The following is a 16,425-nucleotide window of genomic DNA, read 5'->3' as shown; positions in this document are numbered from 1 at the left end:
CATGACCGGTCTCGCCATCGGTATCGAGGATGTCCGGGCTGCGGCAGCGCGGCTGGAGGGAGTTGCCCACCGCACGCCGGTGCTGACCTCTGCGACCGCCGATGCGATGACCGGCGCACGCCTGTTCTTCAAACCAGAGAACCTGCAGCGGATGGGGGCCTTCAAGTTCCGCGGCGCCTATAATGCACTGGCGAAACTGAAGGCACAGCCCCGTCCCCCGCGGGGTGTCGTCGCTTTTTCGTCGGGCAACCATGCCCAGGCGGTGGCGCTGGCGGGGCGTCTGCTCGGGCTGGAGACGGTCATCGTCATGCCCTCGGACGCGCCGCTGATCAAGCGTCAGGCGACGGAAGGCTATGGCGGTGAAGTGGTGGCCTATGACCGCTACACCCAGGATCGCGAGGCCATCGGCCGTGAGATCGCCGAAGAGCGCGGCCTGGTGCTGATCCCGCCCTTCGATCATGCCGATGTCATGGCCGGGCAGGGAACCGCTGCGCTGGAGCTGTTGCAGGATGTGATGGCGATGCCCGATGCAGGCGGGCTGGACCTGCTGTTCGTCTGTGTGGGCGGTGGCGGGCTGATTTCGGGCTCCGCGGTTGCGGCAGCCGCCCTGCAGCCGGGCTGCCGGGTGATCGGGGTGGAGCCTGCCGCCGGAGACGATGTCCGCCGCAGCCTCGCAGCCGGAGAGATCGTTTCGATCCCCACGCCACAGACCATTGCCGACGGTGCCCAGACCGCGGCCCCCGGCCGGCTGACCTTCCCGGTGATCCGGGCGCTGGTCGATCAGGTGATCACGGTCGAGGACGCCGCCCTGGTCGAGGCGATGCGCTTCTTTGCCGGGCGGATGAAGCTGGTGGTGGAACCCACCGGCTGCCTTGCCGCCGCGGGCGCCTTTTCCGGCGCCATCGACATTCATGGACAACGCGTCGGCGTGATCCTCTCGGGCGGAAATGTCGATCTCGGACGCTTTGCCGAGCTGATCGGGCAGGGCTGACCGGCTTCGGCGGCGCCTGCAGTCTTTCCTATATTATGCAATAATGTTGTTCTGGCAGCGGATGCCCGCGCTATTACACTACTTTCACGTGCTTTTCGTGCGGGCGATCGCCGTGAACGGGCAGGGATAAGCGTCGAACGCACCCATTATCATGGTCTTCGCGCGCAGATCCCGTCGGATTCACATAACATATACGCCGCGATTGTCGCAGGGCGGGGGCGCCGCCTGCGTTCGCCGGTATCGTGTGGGCAGAAGGCCGGTCAGCTCCACCCCTGATCGCGATCATTGGGTCGGATCAGGATCGTGACGGTCTCTGACGCCTGTTCGATGTCGAGAAAGCGGAATGCCGACGACCGGTCCTCGGAGTCCGGCGGCAGGTCATCGATCACTCGCAGCAGTTCCTCCGGAAGGGAGCCAAGCCGCCCGCCAACCGATGTGTCCCCCGCTTCAGCCGCCGACAGCAGGCTGGCGGCGAGTTCCAGAAGTTCCCGCGTGTTCAGTCGCGTCGGTCGCACCTGCCCGGCCTGCGTTCGGCCGTGCGCGTCCTGTTCGGGCATTGCCTGTCGTCCAAATTCTGCGCCGTGGCGGCAAAAACCCTCATCAGCGCAGCCCGGAAGCTGTACCTGAACGCTGGGGTATGCGCCGGCATCGGGGAGGGAGAGGATGTCCGCCGGCTCTGCGGAATTGCGCCACCTGCCGTAGATCGACGGCAGCACCACCCGTCGTCTGAAACCTTAGATGTCCATCCCGGGACATGTCAACAGGTGTTTGCATAACTTGAAGTTGATTTGATGAAGAAGTGATGTCAGATAAAGAGAGCAGGCCCCGCAACAGCGAGGCGACCAAAGCGGCGATCCTCGATGCGGCGCGCCACGCCTTTGCCGCGAACAGCTATGACACGGTCGGCCTGAGGGAAATCGCCCGGGCCGCGGACGTCAATGTTTCGCTGGTCATCCGCTATTACGGATCGAAGGAACGCTTGTTCGCGGTATGCCTGGGCGATGCGGCCTTCGATGCCCTGCTGCGCGACGTCCCGCGCGAGAGGCTGGCACGGGTTCTGACCCGCCTGACCGTGATGGCCGGCCGGCCGGGCCTGCTGGCGGCTGCGCTGACGGAGGAGCATGGGCGCGAGGCGGCCGATCACGACATCGATGCCGCGGTTCTGGCGGCCTGTGAACGGGTCAGCCGGATCCTGATGAGCTCGATCAACAGCCGGGCGGCGATGCCGCTGATCCGTGAACGGCTGGAGGCGGATGTTCTGGACCATCTGGTGGAGCGGATCGGCGGCACCCATGCGCGGGAGAAGGCGCGGCTGGCACTGGCATTGATGGTCGGCGTGGCGCTGGTCCACGGCGTGCTGGATGACGGCAGCCCGCCCTCGGGGGCTGCCCATGGCGACGGCAAGCCGCCCCAGCTTCGCCTGACCGAAGATCTGATGCGCGCCATCATCGAACAGCTTCCCGGCGCCTGACGGTTGGCCACGAAAAAGGGGCGCCGTCAGGCGCCCCGGAAGTTCCGTCGATCTGGTGCAGGGTGCCCGTCAGTGGCAGCCGCAACCGGGACCATGATCATGGCCATGATGATCGTGATCATGATGGTCGTGGCCATGGGCCGGTGCCTGGGGCGCGGTCTGGGCCACGAAGATCTCGCCATTGGCGGTCAGGCCGGGCAGGGCCAGATCGACGAACAGTTCGGCGATCGCCTCTGGCGGGGTCTGGAGGTCCTTTTCCTCTCCCGGATAGGCGGCGGCGCGCATGCGGGTACGCAGGGCCCCCGGATCGACCAGATTGGCGCGGATGCGGCTGTTCTCGATCTCCATGGCCCAGGTCTTGACCATGGCCTCGAGCGCGGCCTTGGAGGTGGCATAGGCGCCCCAATAGCCGCGGATCCGGCGGGCGGCGCGCGAGGTGACGAAGATCGCGCGGCCGGCTGTCGACAGCTTCAGCAGCGGCTCGCAGTTCCGGATCAGCCGCTGATTGGCCGAGACGTTGACGGTCATCACCCGATCCCAGTCGCGGGGCTTCTGCTGCGACATGGGCGAGATGTTGCCGAGCAGCCCGGCATTGCCCACCAGGATGTCGAGCCGGCCGAAACGCTCGTAGATCTGCTGCCCCAGGCTGTCGAGCTTGTCGAGATCGGCCAGATCATGCGGCACCAGGGTCGCAGTGCCCCCCACAGCCTTCACCCGGTCGTCGGTCTCTTCCAATCCGCCGACGGTGCGGGCAAGCAGGATGACATGGGCACCGGCCATGGCATAGCGTTCCGCAACCGCCGCACCCAGACCGCGTGACGCACCGGTGATCAGGGCGATCCGGCCCTCGAGCGGGCGATCGGCGGGGGCGGCGGGCTGCGTGTCTTCGGTCATCGGTCGCGCTCCGGAAGCTCTGGGGGGCGGCAGCTGCGGTGTCGGCTCAGGCGAAGTCGCTGCGCAGGCGGAACTTGGCGTCGCTGCCGTCCACCTGGCCGTCGGTCAGCGGCAGGGCATAGTCGCCGGTGAAGCAGGCATCGCAATACTGCGGCTGAACCGGATTGCGGCCCTCTTCACCCATGGCACGGTACAGGCCGTCCATCGAGATGAAGGCCTGGCTGTCGGCATTGATGAACCGGGCCATCTCTTCGATGTCCATGCGCGCCGCCAGCAGCTTTTCGCGGCTCGGCGTGTCGACGCCATAGAAGCACGGATGGGTGGTGGGCGGCGAGGCGATCCGCATATGGACCTCGGCCGCACCGGCCTCGCGTACCATGTTCACGATCTTGGTCGAGGTGGTGCCGCGCACGATGCTGTCGTCGACCAGCACCACCCGCTTGCCCTTGATCATCGGCACATTGGCGTTGTGCTTCAGCTTCACGCCCAGATGCCGGATCTGATCGGTCGGCTCGATGAAAGTCCGGCCGACATAGTGGTTGCGGATGATGCCGTAATCGAAGGGAATGCCGCTCTGCTCCGAGAAGCCCAGCGCCGCCGGCACGCCGCTGTCCGGCACCGGCACGACCACATCGGCCTCGACGATGCTCTCCAGGGCCAGCTCACGCCCGATGCGCTTGCGCGCCTCGTAGACGCTGACATTTTCCAGCACGCTGTCGGGGCGGGCGAAATAGATGTGCTCGAAGATGCAGAACCGGCTGGCGGTCTTCGGGAACGGCTTGATCGAGCGCAGGCCGCTCTGCTCGATGACCACGATCTCGCCCGGCTCAACGTCGCGGACGAATTCGGCACCGATGATGTCGAGTGCGCAGGTCTCGGAGGCCAGCATCATGGCGCCGTCCAGCTTGCCGATGACCAGCGGGCGCACCCCCCAGGGGTCGCGCACGCCGATCAGCTTGTCGCGGGTCAGGGCCACGATCGAATAGGCGCCGTGAACCTGGCGCAGCGCGTCGATCAGCTTGTCCACCACATCGGTATAGAGGCTGATCGCGATCAGATGCACGATCACCTCGCTGTCCGAGGTGGACTGGAAAATGCACCCGCGCTGGACCAGCTGGCTGCGCAGGGTCAGCGCGTTGGTCAGGTTGCCGTTATGGGCAATCGCAAGGCCACCGAAGGCGAAATCGGCATAAAGCGGCTGGATGTTGCGCAGGCCCGCACCGCCGGTCGTGGCGTAGCGGACATGGCCGATGCCCATATTGCCGGCCATCTGCGCCATCAGCCGTTCATCGGCGAAGGCGTCGCCGACAAGGCCGACCGCACGGTGAGGATGGAACTGGTCGCCGTCGTAACTGACGATGCCGCAGGCCTCCTGGCCGCGGTGCTGCAGGGCATGCAGACCGAGGGCTACGTGACGGGCAGCCTCCTGATGGCCGTGAATGCCGAAGATGCCACATTCCTCGCGCAGATGATCCTCATCTGCATGGACCAGGTCCCGGCCGTCGGGCCCGGATCGGAAGGGATGGGTGATGATCATCGCCTCGCACCGATTTCGACGACCGTCTTGGGACTTGCGGTCGCTCCGTCAGCCGGATGCGGTCAGTTGCCCTGGCCTTGCGTGCCCTGGCCGCCCGCAGGTGCGGGCTCGATCGCATCGAGCAGGCGGTTCATATCATGTCTCTGCCCTTCGCCGTAACCGATTTCACCGCCGGAGGGGGTTGCACCTGTCACATTGCCCGAGGGGTTGTTCTGCGCAGGAGCCGTTCCAGGCGCGGTGTCGCGCGGCATGCCGGGCATCGCACCGCCCAGCGTGCCACGCACCGCATCGCCTGCGGCGCCGGCCGCAGCGCCCGCCGCCTGGTCTGCGCGCTCCAGGAACTGGCTGCGCATGCGCTCGGGCACCAGTTCCTGAATGATCCGCGCCGCTTCAACCACCGCGGGACGGGTTTCCGATTTCCGAACCCATTCGGGCTCGCCATTCGGGCCCCAGACCCAGAGCAGGCCCAGATAGATGGCTGCCATCACCGCCAGGCCGCGGGCGACACCGAAACCGGCGCCGAGCAGGCGGTCGAGGAAGGTGAAGGGGCTGCCCGAGACCACGTCGCCGATGGCACGGGTGATCACCGACAGGATCAGCAGCGAGACCAGAAAGATGACCGCGATGGTGGCGATGTCGCCGGCGGTCTCGCTGGCGATGAAGTCATCGGCAAGCGGGCGCAGCGGATCGAAGAGATAGGCCGTGATCAGCGCGGCGCCGACCCAGGCGACGATCGACAGCACCTCGCGTACGAAGCCGCGGATCAATGCCACCAGGGTCGAAAGTGCGACGATGGCGAGCACAACCACGTCGGCGAGCGTCAGGGACATCCGGGTCTTCCTTCAACAGGGGCGGACGGCGGGGAGGGCAGGGAGGCCCGCTTCCGTCAGTCGATCGTTCCGCGCGGCTGGCCGCGCCGGCCGGGCCGGGCAGCGCCGTCCCGGTCGCCGGCCTGATCGCCGGCAGGTTTGGGGGCGTATTCGCCATTCGGCCCCACGAAGAGTTCCACCAGTTCGGCCAGGCGCTTCAGCGGCCGGATCTCGACGGGCATCTGCCGGCCGACGCCGGCCTTGGGAACGAAGGCGCGGGTGAAGCCCAGCTTGGCGGCTTCCTTGAGCCGCGCCTCCATCTGCGAGACCGCACGCACCTCGCCCGAGAGCCCCACTTCGCCCAGCACCACCGTTTCCTTGGGCAGGGCCCGATCGGTGAGCGACGAGAGCAGTGCTGCTGCAACTGCGAGATCGGCGGCCGGTTCAAGGATGCGCAACCCGCCTGCAACGTTCAAGTAGACGTCGTTCGACCCGAGCGAAAGGCCGCACCGCGCGTCGAGCACGGCGAGGATCATGGCCAGACGTCCGCCATCCCAGCCGACGACGGTGCGGCGCGGCGTGCCGAGCGCCGAGGCGGCCACCAGGGCTTGGATTTCGACCAGCACCGGCCGGGTGCCTTCCAGCCCCGCGAAGACGGCGCTGCCCGATATTTTCTCGTCGCGATCGCCAAGGAAGATGGCCGAGGGGTTTTCCACCTCCATCAGGCCGAGGTCGGTCATCGAGAACACGCCGATTTCGTCGGTGGCGCCGAACCGGTTTTTGACGGCGCGCAGGATTCGATAGGCATGGCCGCGCTCGCCCTCGAAGTGGAGCACGGTATCGACCATGTGCTCCAGCAGGCGGGGACCGGCGATCTGGCCTTCCTTGGTGACGTGGCCGACGATGATGACCGCGATGCCGCGCCGCTTGGCCAGCTGGATCAGCTCCTGACCGCAGGCGCGCACCTGCGACACCGTTCCCGGTGCGCCTTCCAGACCGTCATGGCGCATGGTCTGGATACTGTCGATCACCGCCACCGCGGGTCTGTCCGCCGGGGTCTTCTCCAGCGTCGAGACGATGTCGCGGATATTGGTTTCGGCGGCGAGCCTGACCGACGACCCATCGAGGCCCAGCCGATGGGCGCGCAGCCGGACCTGATCGACCGATTCTTCGCCCGAGACGTAATAGGCATCGACCCCATTGCCGGCCAGTGCCGCCAGGGCCTGGATCAGCAGGGTGGATTTGCCGATACCGGGGTCACCGCTGATCAGGATCGCCGCCCCCGGGACCAGGCCGCCGCCCAGCACCCGATCCAGTTCACCGATGCCGCAGCGCCGCCGGGGCACGACCTCGACCGGCCCGTCCAGGGTGACGAAGGACAGCCCGCGCCGCGCGGAAGCCACGGCCGAACCGCGTCCACCCGCCACCGGCTGGGGCAGGACCTCTTCGACCATGGTGTTCCATTCGCCGCAGGCTTCGCAGCGCCCGGCCCATTTCGCCGCAGTGGCACCGCAGGACTGGCAGACGAAATGCGTGGTGGCTTTGGCCATCGACTGGTTTCCCGGAATCCGTCGCGTCGAAACGCGTCAGGGCCGGCGCAGTTCCATCTGGATCGGCCCGTCGGCACGACCATGGATGAACTGGTCGACATAGGGGTTGCCGCTGTGGTCGATCTCTTCCACCGGGCCGTGCCAGATGATCCGGCCCTGATAGATCATCGCCACATGGTCGGCGATCTTTCGGGCGCTCGCCATGTCGTGGGTGATGGTGATGGCAGTCGCACCCAGGCGCTTCACCTGATTGCGGATCAGATCGTTGATGACGTCGGCCATGATCGGGTCCAGCCCGGTGGTCGGCTCGTCGAAGAACAGGATGTCGGGGTCGGTGGCGATCGCCCGGGCCAGGCCGACACGCTTCTGCATGCCGCCCGACAGTTCCGCCGGGGCCAGTTCCGCAACATCGGCGCCAAGACCCACCAGGGACAGCTTCTCGATCGCGATCTCCCGCGCCTTGCGCCGGGCCACCCCCTTGCCCTGGATCAGGCCGAAGGCAACGTTCTGCCAGACCGGCAGGCTGTCGAACAGCGCACCGCCCTGGAACAGCATGCCCATGCCAGCCATGACCTCTTCGCGGTCGCGGGCGCCGAGCCCCATGGTCTCGCGGCCGTCGATGCGGATCGAGCCCTTGTCGGGATGAATGATGCCCAGGATCGACTTGATCAGCACCGACTTGCCGGTGCCCGAGCCGCCGATCACCACCAGCGACGATCCGGCATCGATCGAAAGATCCACGCCGCGCAGCACCTGCTTGCGGCCGAACGATTTGTGCACGTCGGCGAGCGCGATCTTCGGGGTGGCGGTGGTCATGTCGCCTGGGGCTCCTCGGGGACAGGGCTGTGGTTCAGCGCGCGAAGAACAGCTCGGTGATGACATAGTTGAAGATCAGCAGCAGGATCGAACTCGACACCACCGCATTGGTCGTGGCACTGCCGACACCCTGGGCGCCGCCGCGGCTGTTGAAGCCGTGATAGCAGCCCATGGTTGCGATCAGGAAGCCGAACACCGCCGCTTTCACGAGCCCTGAGATCACGTCCAGCGGCTCGACGAAATTGAAGGTGTTGACCAGATAGGTGGTGGAGATGAAGCCCAGCTTGTAAACGCCGACCAGCCAGCCGCCCATCACGCCGATGATGTCGGCGATCAGCACCAGCACCGGCAGCATCAGGGTCGCAGCCAGAACCCGCGGCACGATCAGGTATTTGTAGGGGTTGGTGCGCAGCGTGGTCAGCGCATCCACCTGTTCCGTCACCCGCATGGTGCCGATCTCGGCCGCGATCGCGGCCCCCACCCGGCCAGCGACCATCAGCCCGGCAAGAACGGGGCCGAGTTCGCGGGTGATCGACAGCACCACCACGCCTGCGACGGCACTTTCAGCCGAAAAGCGGGCGAAGCCGGTATAGCTTTGCAGGGCCAGCACCATGCCGCTGAACAGCGCAGTCATGCCCACCACCGGCAGGCTGTAATAGCCGATCTCCATCACCTGCCGGCCCATGGCGCGGAAATAGAAGGGCGGGGTGACCAGATGGCGCAGCACGACCAGGACGAAGAGCGCAACGCGGCCCACGGTCTCGAACAGGGAGAGCAGGGCCCGGCCGATGGCGGCAAGCGGGTTCATGGGGCGGGGTCGACCTCCGTCTGCGGCGTGGGCACGCCAATCGGATAAACCTGCGTCTGGCCCGACGCCATCGGCTGCCGGGCATAGCGGCGGCCCAGGCGGGTCAGGATCTCATAACCGATGGTGCCGGCGTCTTTTGCCAGCGCATCGACGTCGCGATGATCGCCGATCAGCTCCGCCACGGCGCCGCCATGGATCAGCGATTCCGGCAGGGTGCTGACATCCACCGTCACCAGATCCATCGACACGCGGCCGAGGATCGGGGCCCGATGGCCGGCAATCACCACCTCGCCCTTGCCTGCGGCCGACCAGGGCCAGCCATCGGCATAGCCGATCGCCAGCGTCGCCACCCGCATGCCCGACCGCGCGCGGGCTGCCGCACCATAGCCGACGCTCTCGAAGCTGTCGATGGTTCGCACCTGCAGCACCCGGGCCTTCAGCCGCACGACCGGGACCATCGGGTTCGGGCGCCCGGGTATCGGATTGACGCCGTAGAGCGCCACGCCCGGGCGACCGAGATCGAAATGGAAGTCGGGGCCGAGGAACAGCCCGCTTGAATTGGCAAGGCTGAGCCTGCCACGCCCGATCGTATCCGCCACGACCCGGAAACGGTCGAGCTGGCGCCGGTTCAGCGGATGGGCTGCATCATCGGCACAGGCGAGATGGCTCATGGTGATGCGGATATCGACGCCGCCAAGGCGTGCCGGGTCGGCTGCGAGGGCCTTGAAGCCTGCCTCGTCGAAACCGAGCCTGCTCATCCCCGTGTCGATATGCAGGGCGGCCGGCAGCGGCCCGCCTTGGGCCTGGCCGGCGCGGGTCCAGCGGTCGAGGTCGTCGGGGCCGTTCAGCACCGGACGGAGGTCAAAGGCCAGAAAATCCGCACGTTCTCCCTCGGCCATGCCGTTCAGGATGTAGACCGGCAGGGCGTGGCGGGCGGGGTCGGGATCCGCCCGGAGCGCCCGGCGGAGCGTTGCACCTTCCGACAGATGTGCGACGAAAAGCGCAGGCGCGCCGGCCCGCGCAAGGGTGGGACCGACGATATCCGCCCCCAGCCCGTAGCCATCGGCCTTGATCACGCCCGCGATCTCGGCAGCCGGGTTGTGCGCGCGCATCAGCCCGGTGAGGCGGGCGTGGTTCTCTGCCAGCGCGTCGAGATCGATCTCGATCCAGGCAGGCGGCGGGGCGGCAGGTGCCGCGGGCAGGGCAGGGGTGGTGACCGGCGTGCTCATTCGCTCGACGGGGCGTTGGCGGCCAGCAGGGCTGCGTGGTCGCGATCCAGATTGCCGAAGCGCGTGGTGTTCAGGTCGAAATGCAGCCGCACGGTGCCGATCGGGCCGTGGCGCTGTTTGGCCACGATCACCTCCGCGACGCTGCGGGACATCTCGAACCTGCTTTGCCAGTGGGAATAGCGCTCGGCGAACTTGTCGGGCTTCTCGTCCGGGCGCTGCTTGGGCTCGGCGCGCGCCAGATAGTATTCCTCGCGGAACACGAACATCACCACGTCGGCGTCCTGCTCGATCGATCCGCTTTCGCGCAGGTCCGAGAGCTGCGGCCGCTTGTCCTCGCGCTGCTCCACGGCACGCGAGAGCTGGGACAGCGCGATCACCGGCACGTTCAGTTCCTTGGCGACCGCTTTCAGCCCCTGGGTGATCTCCGACACTTCCTGCACGCGGTTGTCGGTGGCACGTACTGCCCGCATCAGCTGTAGATAGTCGACCACGATCATCGACAGACCGTGCTGCCGCTTGAGCCGGCGGGCGCGGGCACGCATGGCCGGGACGGTGATCGCCGGCGTGTCGTCGATGAACAGCGGGATGCGCGACAGCTCGCGCGCCGCCATCACCACCTTCTCGAAATCCTCGGGCGACATGGTGCCGCGACGCAGCCGGTCGGAAGGGACGCCGGCGGCACCCGCCAGAAGGCGGGCGGCCAGCTGCTCGGCCGACATTTCGAGCGAGAAGAAGCCGACCACGGCGCCGTCGACCTGTTTCGGCTTGCCGCCGGCCTCCTCGGGCTCGGTGCGGTAGGCGCGGGCGGCGTTGAACGCAATGGTCGTCGCAAGCGCCGTCTTGCCCATCGACGGACGGCCCGCCAGGATCAGCAGGTCCGAGGGCTGTAGCCCGCCCATCAGATTATCCAGATCGATCAGTTCGGTGGCGACACCGACCAGGTTGCCGTCGCGCTTATAGGCAGCTTCGATCTGGTCGAGCGCCGTGCTGAGGGCCCGATCGAAAGAGACGAAGCCACCCTCGATCTCTCCCTGTTCGGCCAGGGTGTAGAGGCGGTGCTCGGCATGCTCGATCTGCTCGATGGCCGGACGTTCGGCGCGGCCGTCATAGGCCTCGTTCACCACCTCTTCGCCGATGTCGATCAGCGCCCGGCGGAGCGCGAAATCGTGGATGATCCGCGCATAGTCCTCGACATTGATGATCGAGATCGCAGAGCCGACCAGGCGCGCCAGGTAGGCGGCGCCACCCACACCGGACAGGGCGGGGTCGGCGTCGAACAGCGGTTTCAGCGTGGCGGGATTGGCGATCTGACCGCGCTCCATGAAGCGCAGGATCTGGCCGTAGATCCGCTGGTGAACCGGCTCGTGGAAATGTTCGGGGCGCAGGAAGCTGCTGACCCGATGGGTGGCTTCGTTGTTGATCAGCAGGGCGCCCAGCAGCGCCTGTTCGACTTCGGCATTGTTGGGGCGGCTGCGGACCGCGAGCCCGCTGCCGGCCGCATCGGAGCCTGCCGTAAGCGCCGTGGAGGCGCCGGCGGTGACGGCGGGCAGGCCGGCTGCGTCGAAATCGGTATCGGTCATCGGCCTCGGGATCGGTGCAGAAGCAGGTCAGGGCAGAAACAGATCAGGTCGTGGGCGACCGGTGGCCGGGACGGGTTGGCCCGGCCACCGGTCGCCCACGGTCGCGATCATGCACCGGCGGGCGTCGGGATGAAAGGCTTCTGAGGGCGGGGACCCCTGGCGGGCCAGGGCGTCGCGTCAGCAGGCCACATGCAGCTCGTGCCGACGCTCCCGCGCGGCCCATTCGCGTTCGGTGTCGGTGATGTAGTCGCGGGTCAGCGGCACGGCATCCTGGCGACGGGCCAGCTGAACCTGGAACACCACCTGACCCCAGTGACGGAACGAGGCTTCGCAGCCTGCCAGATAGAATTCCCACATCCGGCAGAACCGCTCGTCATACAGCGCCAGGACCTCGTTGCGGTGCTCCATGAAACGCTCATACCAGTGCTTCAGCGTTTCGGCATAATGCAGTCGCAGGATTTCGACGTCGGTGACGACCAGTCCGGCGCGCTCGATCGCCGGCATCATCTCCGAAAGTGCCGGGACGTAGCCGCCGGGGAAGATGTATTTGCGGATCCAGGAATTGGTGACGCCGGGCCCGTCGGTGCGGCCGATGGTGTGAACCACGGCCACGCCGTCATCGGTCAGCAGGTCGTAGACCTTGCGGAAATACTCGTCATAGTGCTTCAGGCCGACATGCTCGAACATCCCGACCGACACGATCCGGTCGAAACGTTCGGAGAGGTCGCGATAATCGGTGAGCCGGAAATCGGCGCGCTGGGCGAGGCCTGATGCTTCTGCGCGGGCGCGGGCCACCTTGTGCTGTTCTTCCGACAGCGTCACGCCGACCACCTCGACATCGGCATGACCCGACAGATAAAGCCCGAGACCCCCCCAGCCGCAGCCGATGTCGAGCACCTTCTGCCCGGGTTGCAGCAGCAGCTTTGCCGCCAGGTGCCGCTTCTTCTGCCGTTGCGCCGTCTCCAGATCGTCATCCGGCGTCTGGAAATAGGCGCAGGAATACTGACGGTCGGCATCCAGAAACAGCCGGTACAGTTCTTCGGACAGGTCGTAGTGATGGGCGACGTTGCGTCGCGCCCGGTTTCGCGGATTGTGCTGATAGAAGAAGTTGATCAGCCTCGTTGCCCAGACCGGCCAGTGATGGGCATGGGCCGACTGGCGGGCATAATTCTTCACGCCCAGATCGAGCAGGGCGCGCACATCCCCGTCGATGATGTCGAACTGGCCGTTCATATACCCTTCGCCGAGGGCCATCGACGGGTTGACCGCCATGCGCCGGAGCATGGCAGGGTCGTGGATCTGGATGCGGACATGCGGGGCGGTGCCGTCGCCGAAGCGGTGACTGCGTCCGTTCTCGTCATTCACAACCAGCGTCCCCGTGCGGATCAGTCCGCCGAGGAAGGTCAAACCGGATATCACGGTCAATCGCCTCCGTCAGGAGCCGTGACCGGGCCGTGGCGAAAGACGCCGGGTCTATGCGGGGGCAACTCCACGCGTACGGATGCCGGAAACCGTGCGGGAGGAGCACGGGCCGGGTGTTGTGGGTCAGCCGACGCGCGGGGGGATCGTCCGACGTCGCTCGCCGGTCCGGGCCGGCGTATTTTAGACACGTTCCAATCCTATGCCCCTTCAAAAGCGCCCGTCAAATGTCTACGGACTTGATGTGCCGCACTGTTGAATTTTTGCCACAGCATCCGGATGGGGCAGATCTCTCGTAAAATCTGCAGGTCCTGTTGCGGTTCCAGAAAACCGGTTTGTCAAAACGATACGGCCGCGTCCCGGACGTACCGGAACGCGGCCGCATGTGTCGGCCCCAAGGGGCCCGACGGATTGTCGGGGCGGAAGAGGATCAGACCTCTTCCTCCTCCTCAACCTCGTCGGCCTGATAGGCAGCGCTTTCCTCGGCGAGCTCATAGGCGTCGTCGAGCTGCTCGTCGGCCTCGGCCGCGCGGCGCTGCTGGTTCAGGAAGTCGTCCATGCTGCGGACGACGATGATGGTCACGTCGACCACAACGTCGGGGTGCAGCGAGATGGAGACGGTCTGGGTGCCCAGGGTCTTGATCGGCTCGCGCAGCTGAACCTGGCGGCCGTTGATCTCGAACCCGAACTGCTCCACCGCAATGGCGACGTCGCGGGCGGTGACCGAACCGTAGAGCTGGCCGTTGTCGGCCGCCTGACGGACGACCGGCAGAACCTGGCCGGTCAGCTTCTCGGCCAGCACCTCGGCCTCGCCGCGACGCTGATCGTTCAGCGCCACCAGGGCCTTCCGCTGGGTCTCGAAATAGCTGAGGTTCTCCTTGGTCGCGCGCATGGCCTTGCGCTGCGGCAGGAGGAAGTTGCGCGCATAACCCGGGCGGACCTTCACGCGGTCGCCGATCTGGCCCAGGTTCTGAATGCGCTCAAGCAGGATCACTTCCATCGGATGTACTCCTAAGGCTGTGTCAGGCGGCACCGGAGCGACGGCGCAGCCCGGCCCAACGTTCGACGAAGCCCAAGACAAGGATCAGCAGGATCGGCCAGTACAGCATCAGTGCCAGCAGATAGACCGCAGCGAGGATAAACCCGCCGCCGCGGACACCGCGGGCAAGCCCGTGTGCCACACCCAGACCGAGGACCAGATAGGGCATCGCGGCCAGCACCGCGGCAACTCCGGCAAAGAGGCCGAAATCACCGTCGCCGCCGGTGGCGATGGTCAGTGCGACGCCGGCGACCAGCACCCAGCGAACCGCCTCAGGCGGATCGAAGGAGGCAAGCGGCGGCACGGGCCGCATCGATCCCCCGAGCAGCCGGTCCGCGGCGAAGCGGCCGAGCATGCCGGAAAGGACCATCTGCACCACCCAGAAACACGCAGCGAAGGCGACGAAACGCCCCGCCAGACTTTCGGCCAGAACCGCGGCATTCGCCGTGGCAGCATCTGCCGCCATCAGCTCGATCAGCGGTTCCAGCGTCCGCGCGACCTCGCCGCGCAGGCCACCCTCGGCACCGGCTGCGAACAGCCATCCCCCGGCAACCAGCACGCCGGCAAGCGCGATGGCCACCGTCATCAGCCGTCCTGCCGGGTACCATTCGGTTCCCCCCGCACCATCGGGGCGGGAAAGCAGGGCGAAACGGGCGATGACAAGCACGGGCAGCGCGGTGACCACCGCAAAGCCCAGGCCGTAGAGAACCTGCTCGGGCCCGGCCAGAGCCGCTGCGGTGGCGGCGCCTGCGATGGTGCCGGCCACAGCCGAAATCACCCCGCCGGGCAGCCCGTAGCGGAAGGCGGCGGCGAAGAGCGGGGCGGGCGCCAGATAGGCTGCGATCACGCCCAGCACCCCCGTCACGACCAGCAGGCTGCCGACGCCCGAAAGGGCACCCGCCGCCAGGGTGATGGAGAGGTCGCGCGACAACCGCATGGGCGTCCTGTTCCGCTATCCGCCTCCGAAGCCGGGGCACCGTTACCGGTACCGGGTCGAAGGTCGTGTTTCCGGGACCATCCGGACCTGATCAGTCGGTCGGTCCATCGGATCCCGTCGATCACCGTCTTGAGCGGACGGCGTCGGAAGGGCTGATGGGTTACTGCACCACGAAGGGCAGGAGGGCGAGAATGCGCGCGCGCTTGATGGCGCGGGCGAGCTCACGCTGCTTCTTCGCGGACACGGCCGTGATCCGGCTCGGCACGATCTTGCCCCGCTCCGAGATGTAGCGGCTGAGCAGCTTCACGTCCTTGTAGTCGATCACCGGCGCATTCGCACCGGAGAACGGGCAGGTCTTCTTCCGGCGGAAGAACGGGCGACGCTGGCCCTGAGCCGCCGGAATCGTGACGGCGCTCTGCGACTTGTTGGAAGCCATGACGATCTATCCTCGCGATTTCTGATACAGGATCAGCGGTCGGCGCGCTCACGACGCTCGAAGCGGTCGCCGCGATCACCACGATCGCCGCGATCACCACGGTCGCCGCGGTCACCACGCTCGAAGCGGTCGCCGCCACGGCGCTCGCCACGCTCACCGCGTTCGCCACGCTCACCGCGTTCGCCACGCTCACCGCGGCCACGGCTCTGCATCATCACCGAGGGCTCCTCGGAGACTTCGTCGACGCGCACGGTCAGATAGCGGAGCACATCTTCCTGGTAGCGGAGCATGTACTCGATCTGAACCAACGCCTCGGCCGAGGCCTCGATGTTCAGGTGCAGATAATGGGCCTTGCGGTACTTCTTGACCCGGTAGGCGAGCTGGCGAAGACCCCAGTTCTCCTGCTTGATCACGCGGCCCTGGGCGTTCTCGAGGATGGTCTTGATATCCTCGCCCAGTTTCTCGACCTGCTGGGTCGAGGCGTCCTGACGGACGATGATCGTCGTCTCGTAGAAGGGCATATAATGGACTCCTTACGGCTTTTTCCTGCCCGACGCCCCGGTCTCCGACGATCGCCTTCCGGCGTGTCGGACCGCCCGGGCGGGACGGGCTCAGCCGACATCACGTGATGCCGGCAAGGAGCGGTGTTGTGCATCCGGCCATGCCATGATGGCGTGGACGCACGACATCCCCACCACCGGATCGAGAGACCCGGCGTGGAGGCGCGCACTATACGTCATGCCCTTCGGCGCGCAAGGCAAATCGCCGCCGGCGGCCCGTCTGGCGGGTGGTCGGGTACAAGGCGGCTCCCGATGGATGCCGACACTCGCCCTGCGATCACAAATTTCCCGCAAAATACGTATCAAGGGTTGATTTCACCTCTCGCATCTTCCGCGGCGTCGGCTAAAC

16 protein-coding genes are annotated in these 16,425 nt (G+C 66.6%); 2 read left to right on the top strand and 14 right to left on the bottom strand.

Going from position 1 to position 16,425, the window contains the following annotated elements:
- Position 1: 1 nt before the first annotated feature.
- Complete coding sequence (locus CMO28_RS23650) at positions 2-991, top strand: threo-3-hydroxy-L-aspartate ammonia-lyase (protein WP_296717934.1); 990 nt, start codon at positions 2-4, stop codon at positions 989-991.
- A 260-nt stretch (positions 992-1,251) separates the two neighbouring features.
- On the opposite strand, the gene CMO28_RS23645 is transcribed toward CMO28_RS23650, so the two are convergent.
- A complete protein-coding gene (locus tag CMO28_RS23645) occupies positions 1,252-1,548 on the bottom strand; it encodes a hypothetical protein (protein ID WP_062765275.1) in 297 nt (98 codons plus the stop codon).
- Between the two features lie 245 nt (positions 1,549-1,793).
- On the opposite strand from CMO28_RS23645, the gene CMO28_RS23640 reads away from it, so the two are divergent.
- Positions 1,794-2,462: a TetR/AcrR family transcriptional regulator gene (locus tag CMO28_RS23640; protein WP_296717924.1), complete on the top strand. Its 669-nt coding sequence runs from the start codon at positions 1,794-1,796 to the stop codon at positions 2,460-2,462.
- A 69-nt stretch (positions 2,463-2,531) separates the two neighbouring features.
- Here the strand turns inward: CMO28_RS23640 and CMO28_RS23635 are convergent, their stop codons facing one another.
- From CMO28_RS23635 to rpsF, 13 genes are all read right to left on the bottom strand, one after another.
- The gene (locus CMO28_RS23635) at positions 2,532-3,356 is read right to left on the bottom strand and encodes an SDR family NAD(P)-dependent oxidoreductase (protein ID WP_296717922.1); all 825 of its coding nucleotides are present in this window, start codon (positions 3,354-3,356) and stop codon (positions 2,532-2,534) included.
- 46 nt (positions 3,357-3,402) lie between these two features.
- Positions 3,403-4,893 (bottom strand): amidophosphoribosyltransferase, encoded by a 1,491-nt coding sequence (gene purF, locus CMO28_RS23630; RefSeq protein WP_296717921.1) that lies wholly within the window; start codon positions 4,891-4,893, stop codon positions 3,403-3,405.
- Positions 4,894-4,955: 62 nt separating this feature from the next.
- A complete protein-coding gene (locus CMO28_RS23625) occupies positions 4,956-5,723 on the bottom strand; it encodes a CvpA family protein (protein WP_014745395.1) in 768 nt (255 codons plus the stop codon).
- Between the two features lie 56 nt (positions 5,724-5,779).
- Positions 5,780-7,252, bottom strand: coding sequence for a DNA repair protein RadA (gene radA / locus CMO28_RS23620; protein ID WP_296717916.1), 1,473 nt, complete (start codon positions 7,250-7,252; stop codon positions 5,780-5,782).
- Positions 7,253-7,288: 36 nt separating this feature from the next.
- Complete coding sequence (locus CMO28_RS23615) at positions 7,289-8,068, bottom strand: ABC transporter ATP-binding protein (RefSeq protein WP_014745393.1); 780 nt, start codon at positions 8,066-8,068, stop codon at positions 7,289-7,291.
- Between the two features lie 34 nt (positions 8,069-8,102).
- Complete coding sequence (locus CMO28_RS23610) at positions 8,103-8,876, bottom strand: MlaE family ABC transporter permease (protein WP_062765262.1); 774 nt, start codon at positions 8,874-8,876, stop codon at positions 8,103-8,105.
- Positions 8,873-10,105, bottom strand: a complete 1,233-nt coding sequence (gene alr, locus CMO28_RS23605; RefSeq protein ID WP_296717909.1) for an alanine racemase — start codon at positions 10,103-10,105, stop codon at positions 8,873-8,875. The genes CMO28_RS23610 and alr overlap by 4 nt, the downstream gene beginning before the upstream one ends.
- Positions 10,102-11,685, bottom strand: a complete 1,584-nt coding sequence (locus tag CMO28_RS23600) for a replicative DNA helicase (protein ID WP_062765256.1) — start codon at positions 11,683-11,685, stop codon at positions 10,102-10,104. Before CMO28_RS23600 ends, alr begins: the two co-directional genes overlap by 4 nt.
- 177 nt (positions 11,686-11,862) lie before the next feature.
- Positions 11,863-13,104 (bottom strand): SAM-dependent methyltransferase, encoded by a 1,242-nt coding sequence (locus CMO28_RS23595; protein WP_296717903.1) that lies wholly within the window; start codon positions 13,102-13,104, stop codon positions 11,863-11,865.
- 430 nt (positions 13,105-13,534) lie between these two features.
- Entirely contained in the window at positions 13,535-14,104 is a 570-nt protein-coding gene (gene rplI, locus CMO28_RS23590; protein WP_296717900.1) for a 50S ribosomal protein L9, read from the bottom strand.
- A 22-nt stretch (positions 14,105-14,126) separates the two neighbouring features.
- Positions 14,127-15,080, bottom strand: a complete 954-nt coding sequence (locus tag CMO28_RS23585; RefSeq protein ID WP_296717898.1) for a hypothetical protein — start codon at positions 15,078-15,080, stop codon at positions 14,127-14,129.
- A gap of 160 nt (positions 15,081-15,240) precedes the next feature.
- Positions 15,241-15,516: a 30S ribosomal protein S18 gene (gene rpsR / locus CMO28_RS23580; RefSeq protein WP_014745386.1), complete on the bottom strand. Its 276-nt coding sequence runs from the start codon at positions 15,514-15,516 to the stop codon at positions 15,241-15,243.
- A 32-nt stretch (positions 15,517-15,548) separates the two neighbouring features.
- Positions 15,549-16,037, bottom strand: a complete 489-nt coding sequence (rpsF, locus tag CMO28_RS23575) for a 30S ribosomal protein S6 (protein ID WP_296717895.1) — start codon at positions 16,035-16,037, stop codon at positions 15,549-15,551.
- Between the last annotated feature and the right edge of the window lie 388 nt (positions 16,038-16,425).

It is taken from the genome of Tistrella sp., assembly GCF_002684955.1.
In the GTDB taxonomy this organism is placed as follows: Bacteria; Pseudomonadota; Alphaproteobacteria; order Tistrellales; family Tistrellaceae; genus Tistrella; species Tistrella mobilis.
This window is presented reverse-complemented; position numbering and strand designations above follow the sequence as displayed.

What these genes read in the sequence shown, in the direction of transcription:
- CMO28_RS23650 (WP_296717934.1), top strand. Translation starts at nt 2, where the DNA reads ATGACCGGTCTCGCCATCGGTATCGAGGATGTCCGGGCTGCGGCAGCG.
- CMO28_RS23645 (WP_062765275.1), bottom strand. Translation starts at nt 1,548, where the DNA reads ATGCCCGAACAGGACGCGCACGGCCGAACGCAGGCCGGGCAGGTGCGA.
- CMO28_RS23640 (WP_296717924.1), top strand. Translation starts at nt 1,794, where the DNA reads ATGTCAGATAAAGAGAGCAGGCCCCGCAACAGCGAGGCGACCAAAGCG.
- CMO28_RS23635 (WP_296717922.1), bottom strand. Translation starts at nt 3,356, where the DNA reads ATGACCGAAGACACGCAGCCCGCCGCCCCCGCCGATCGCCCGCTCGAG.
- purF (WP_296717921.1), bottom strand. Translation starts at nt 4,893, where the DNA reads ATGATCATCACCCATCCCTTCCGATCCGGGCCCGACGGCCGGGACCTG.
- CMO28_RS23625 (WP_014745395.1), bottom strand. Translation starts at nt 5,723, where the DNA reads ATGTCCCTGACGCTCGCCGACGTGGTTGTGCTCGCCATCGTCGCACTT.
- radA (WP_296717916.1), bottom strand. Translation starts at nt 7,252, where the DNA reads ATGGCCAAAGCCACCACGCATTTCGTCTGCCAGTCCTGCGGTGCCACT.
- CMO28_RS23615 (WP_014745393.1), bottom strand. Translation starts at nt 8,068, where the DNA reads ATGACCACCGCCACCCCGAAGATCGCGCTCGCCGACGTGCACAAATCG.
- CMO28_RS23610 (WP_062765262.1), bottom strand. Translation starts at nt 8,876, where the DNA reads ATGAACCCGCTTGCCGCCATCGGCCGGGCCCTGCTCTCCCTGTTCGAG.
- alr (WP_296717909.1), bottom strand. Translation starts at nt 10,105, where the DNA reads ATGAGCACGCCGGTCACCACCCCTGCCCTGCCCGCGGCACCTGCCGCC.
- CMO28_RS23600 (WP_062765256.1), bottom strand. Translation starts at nt 11,685, where the DNA reads ATGACCGATACCGATTTCGACGCAGCCGGCCTGCCCGCCGTCACCGCC.
- rplI (WP_296717900.1), bottom strand. Translation starts at nt 14,104, where the DNA reads ATGGAAGTGATCCTGCTTGAGCGCATTCAGAACCTGGGCCAGATCGGC.
- CMO28_RS23585 (WP_296717898.1), bottom strand. Translation starts at nt 15,080, where the DNA reads ATGCGGTTGTCGCGCGACCTCTCCATCACCCTGGCGGCGGGTGCCCTT.
- rpsR (WP_014745386.1), bottom strand. Translation starts at nt 15,516, where the DNA reads ATGGCTTCCAACAAGTCGCAGAGCGCCGTCACGATTCCGGCGGCTCAG.
- rpsF (WP_296717895.1), bottom strand. Translation starts at nt 16,037, where the DNA reads ATGCCCTTCTACGAGACGACGATCATCGTCCGTCAGGACGCCTCGACC.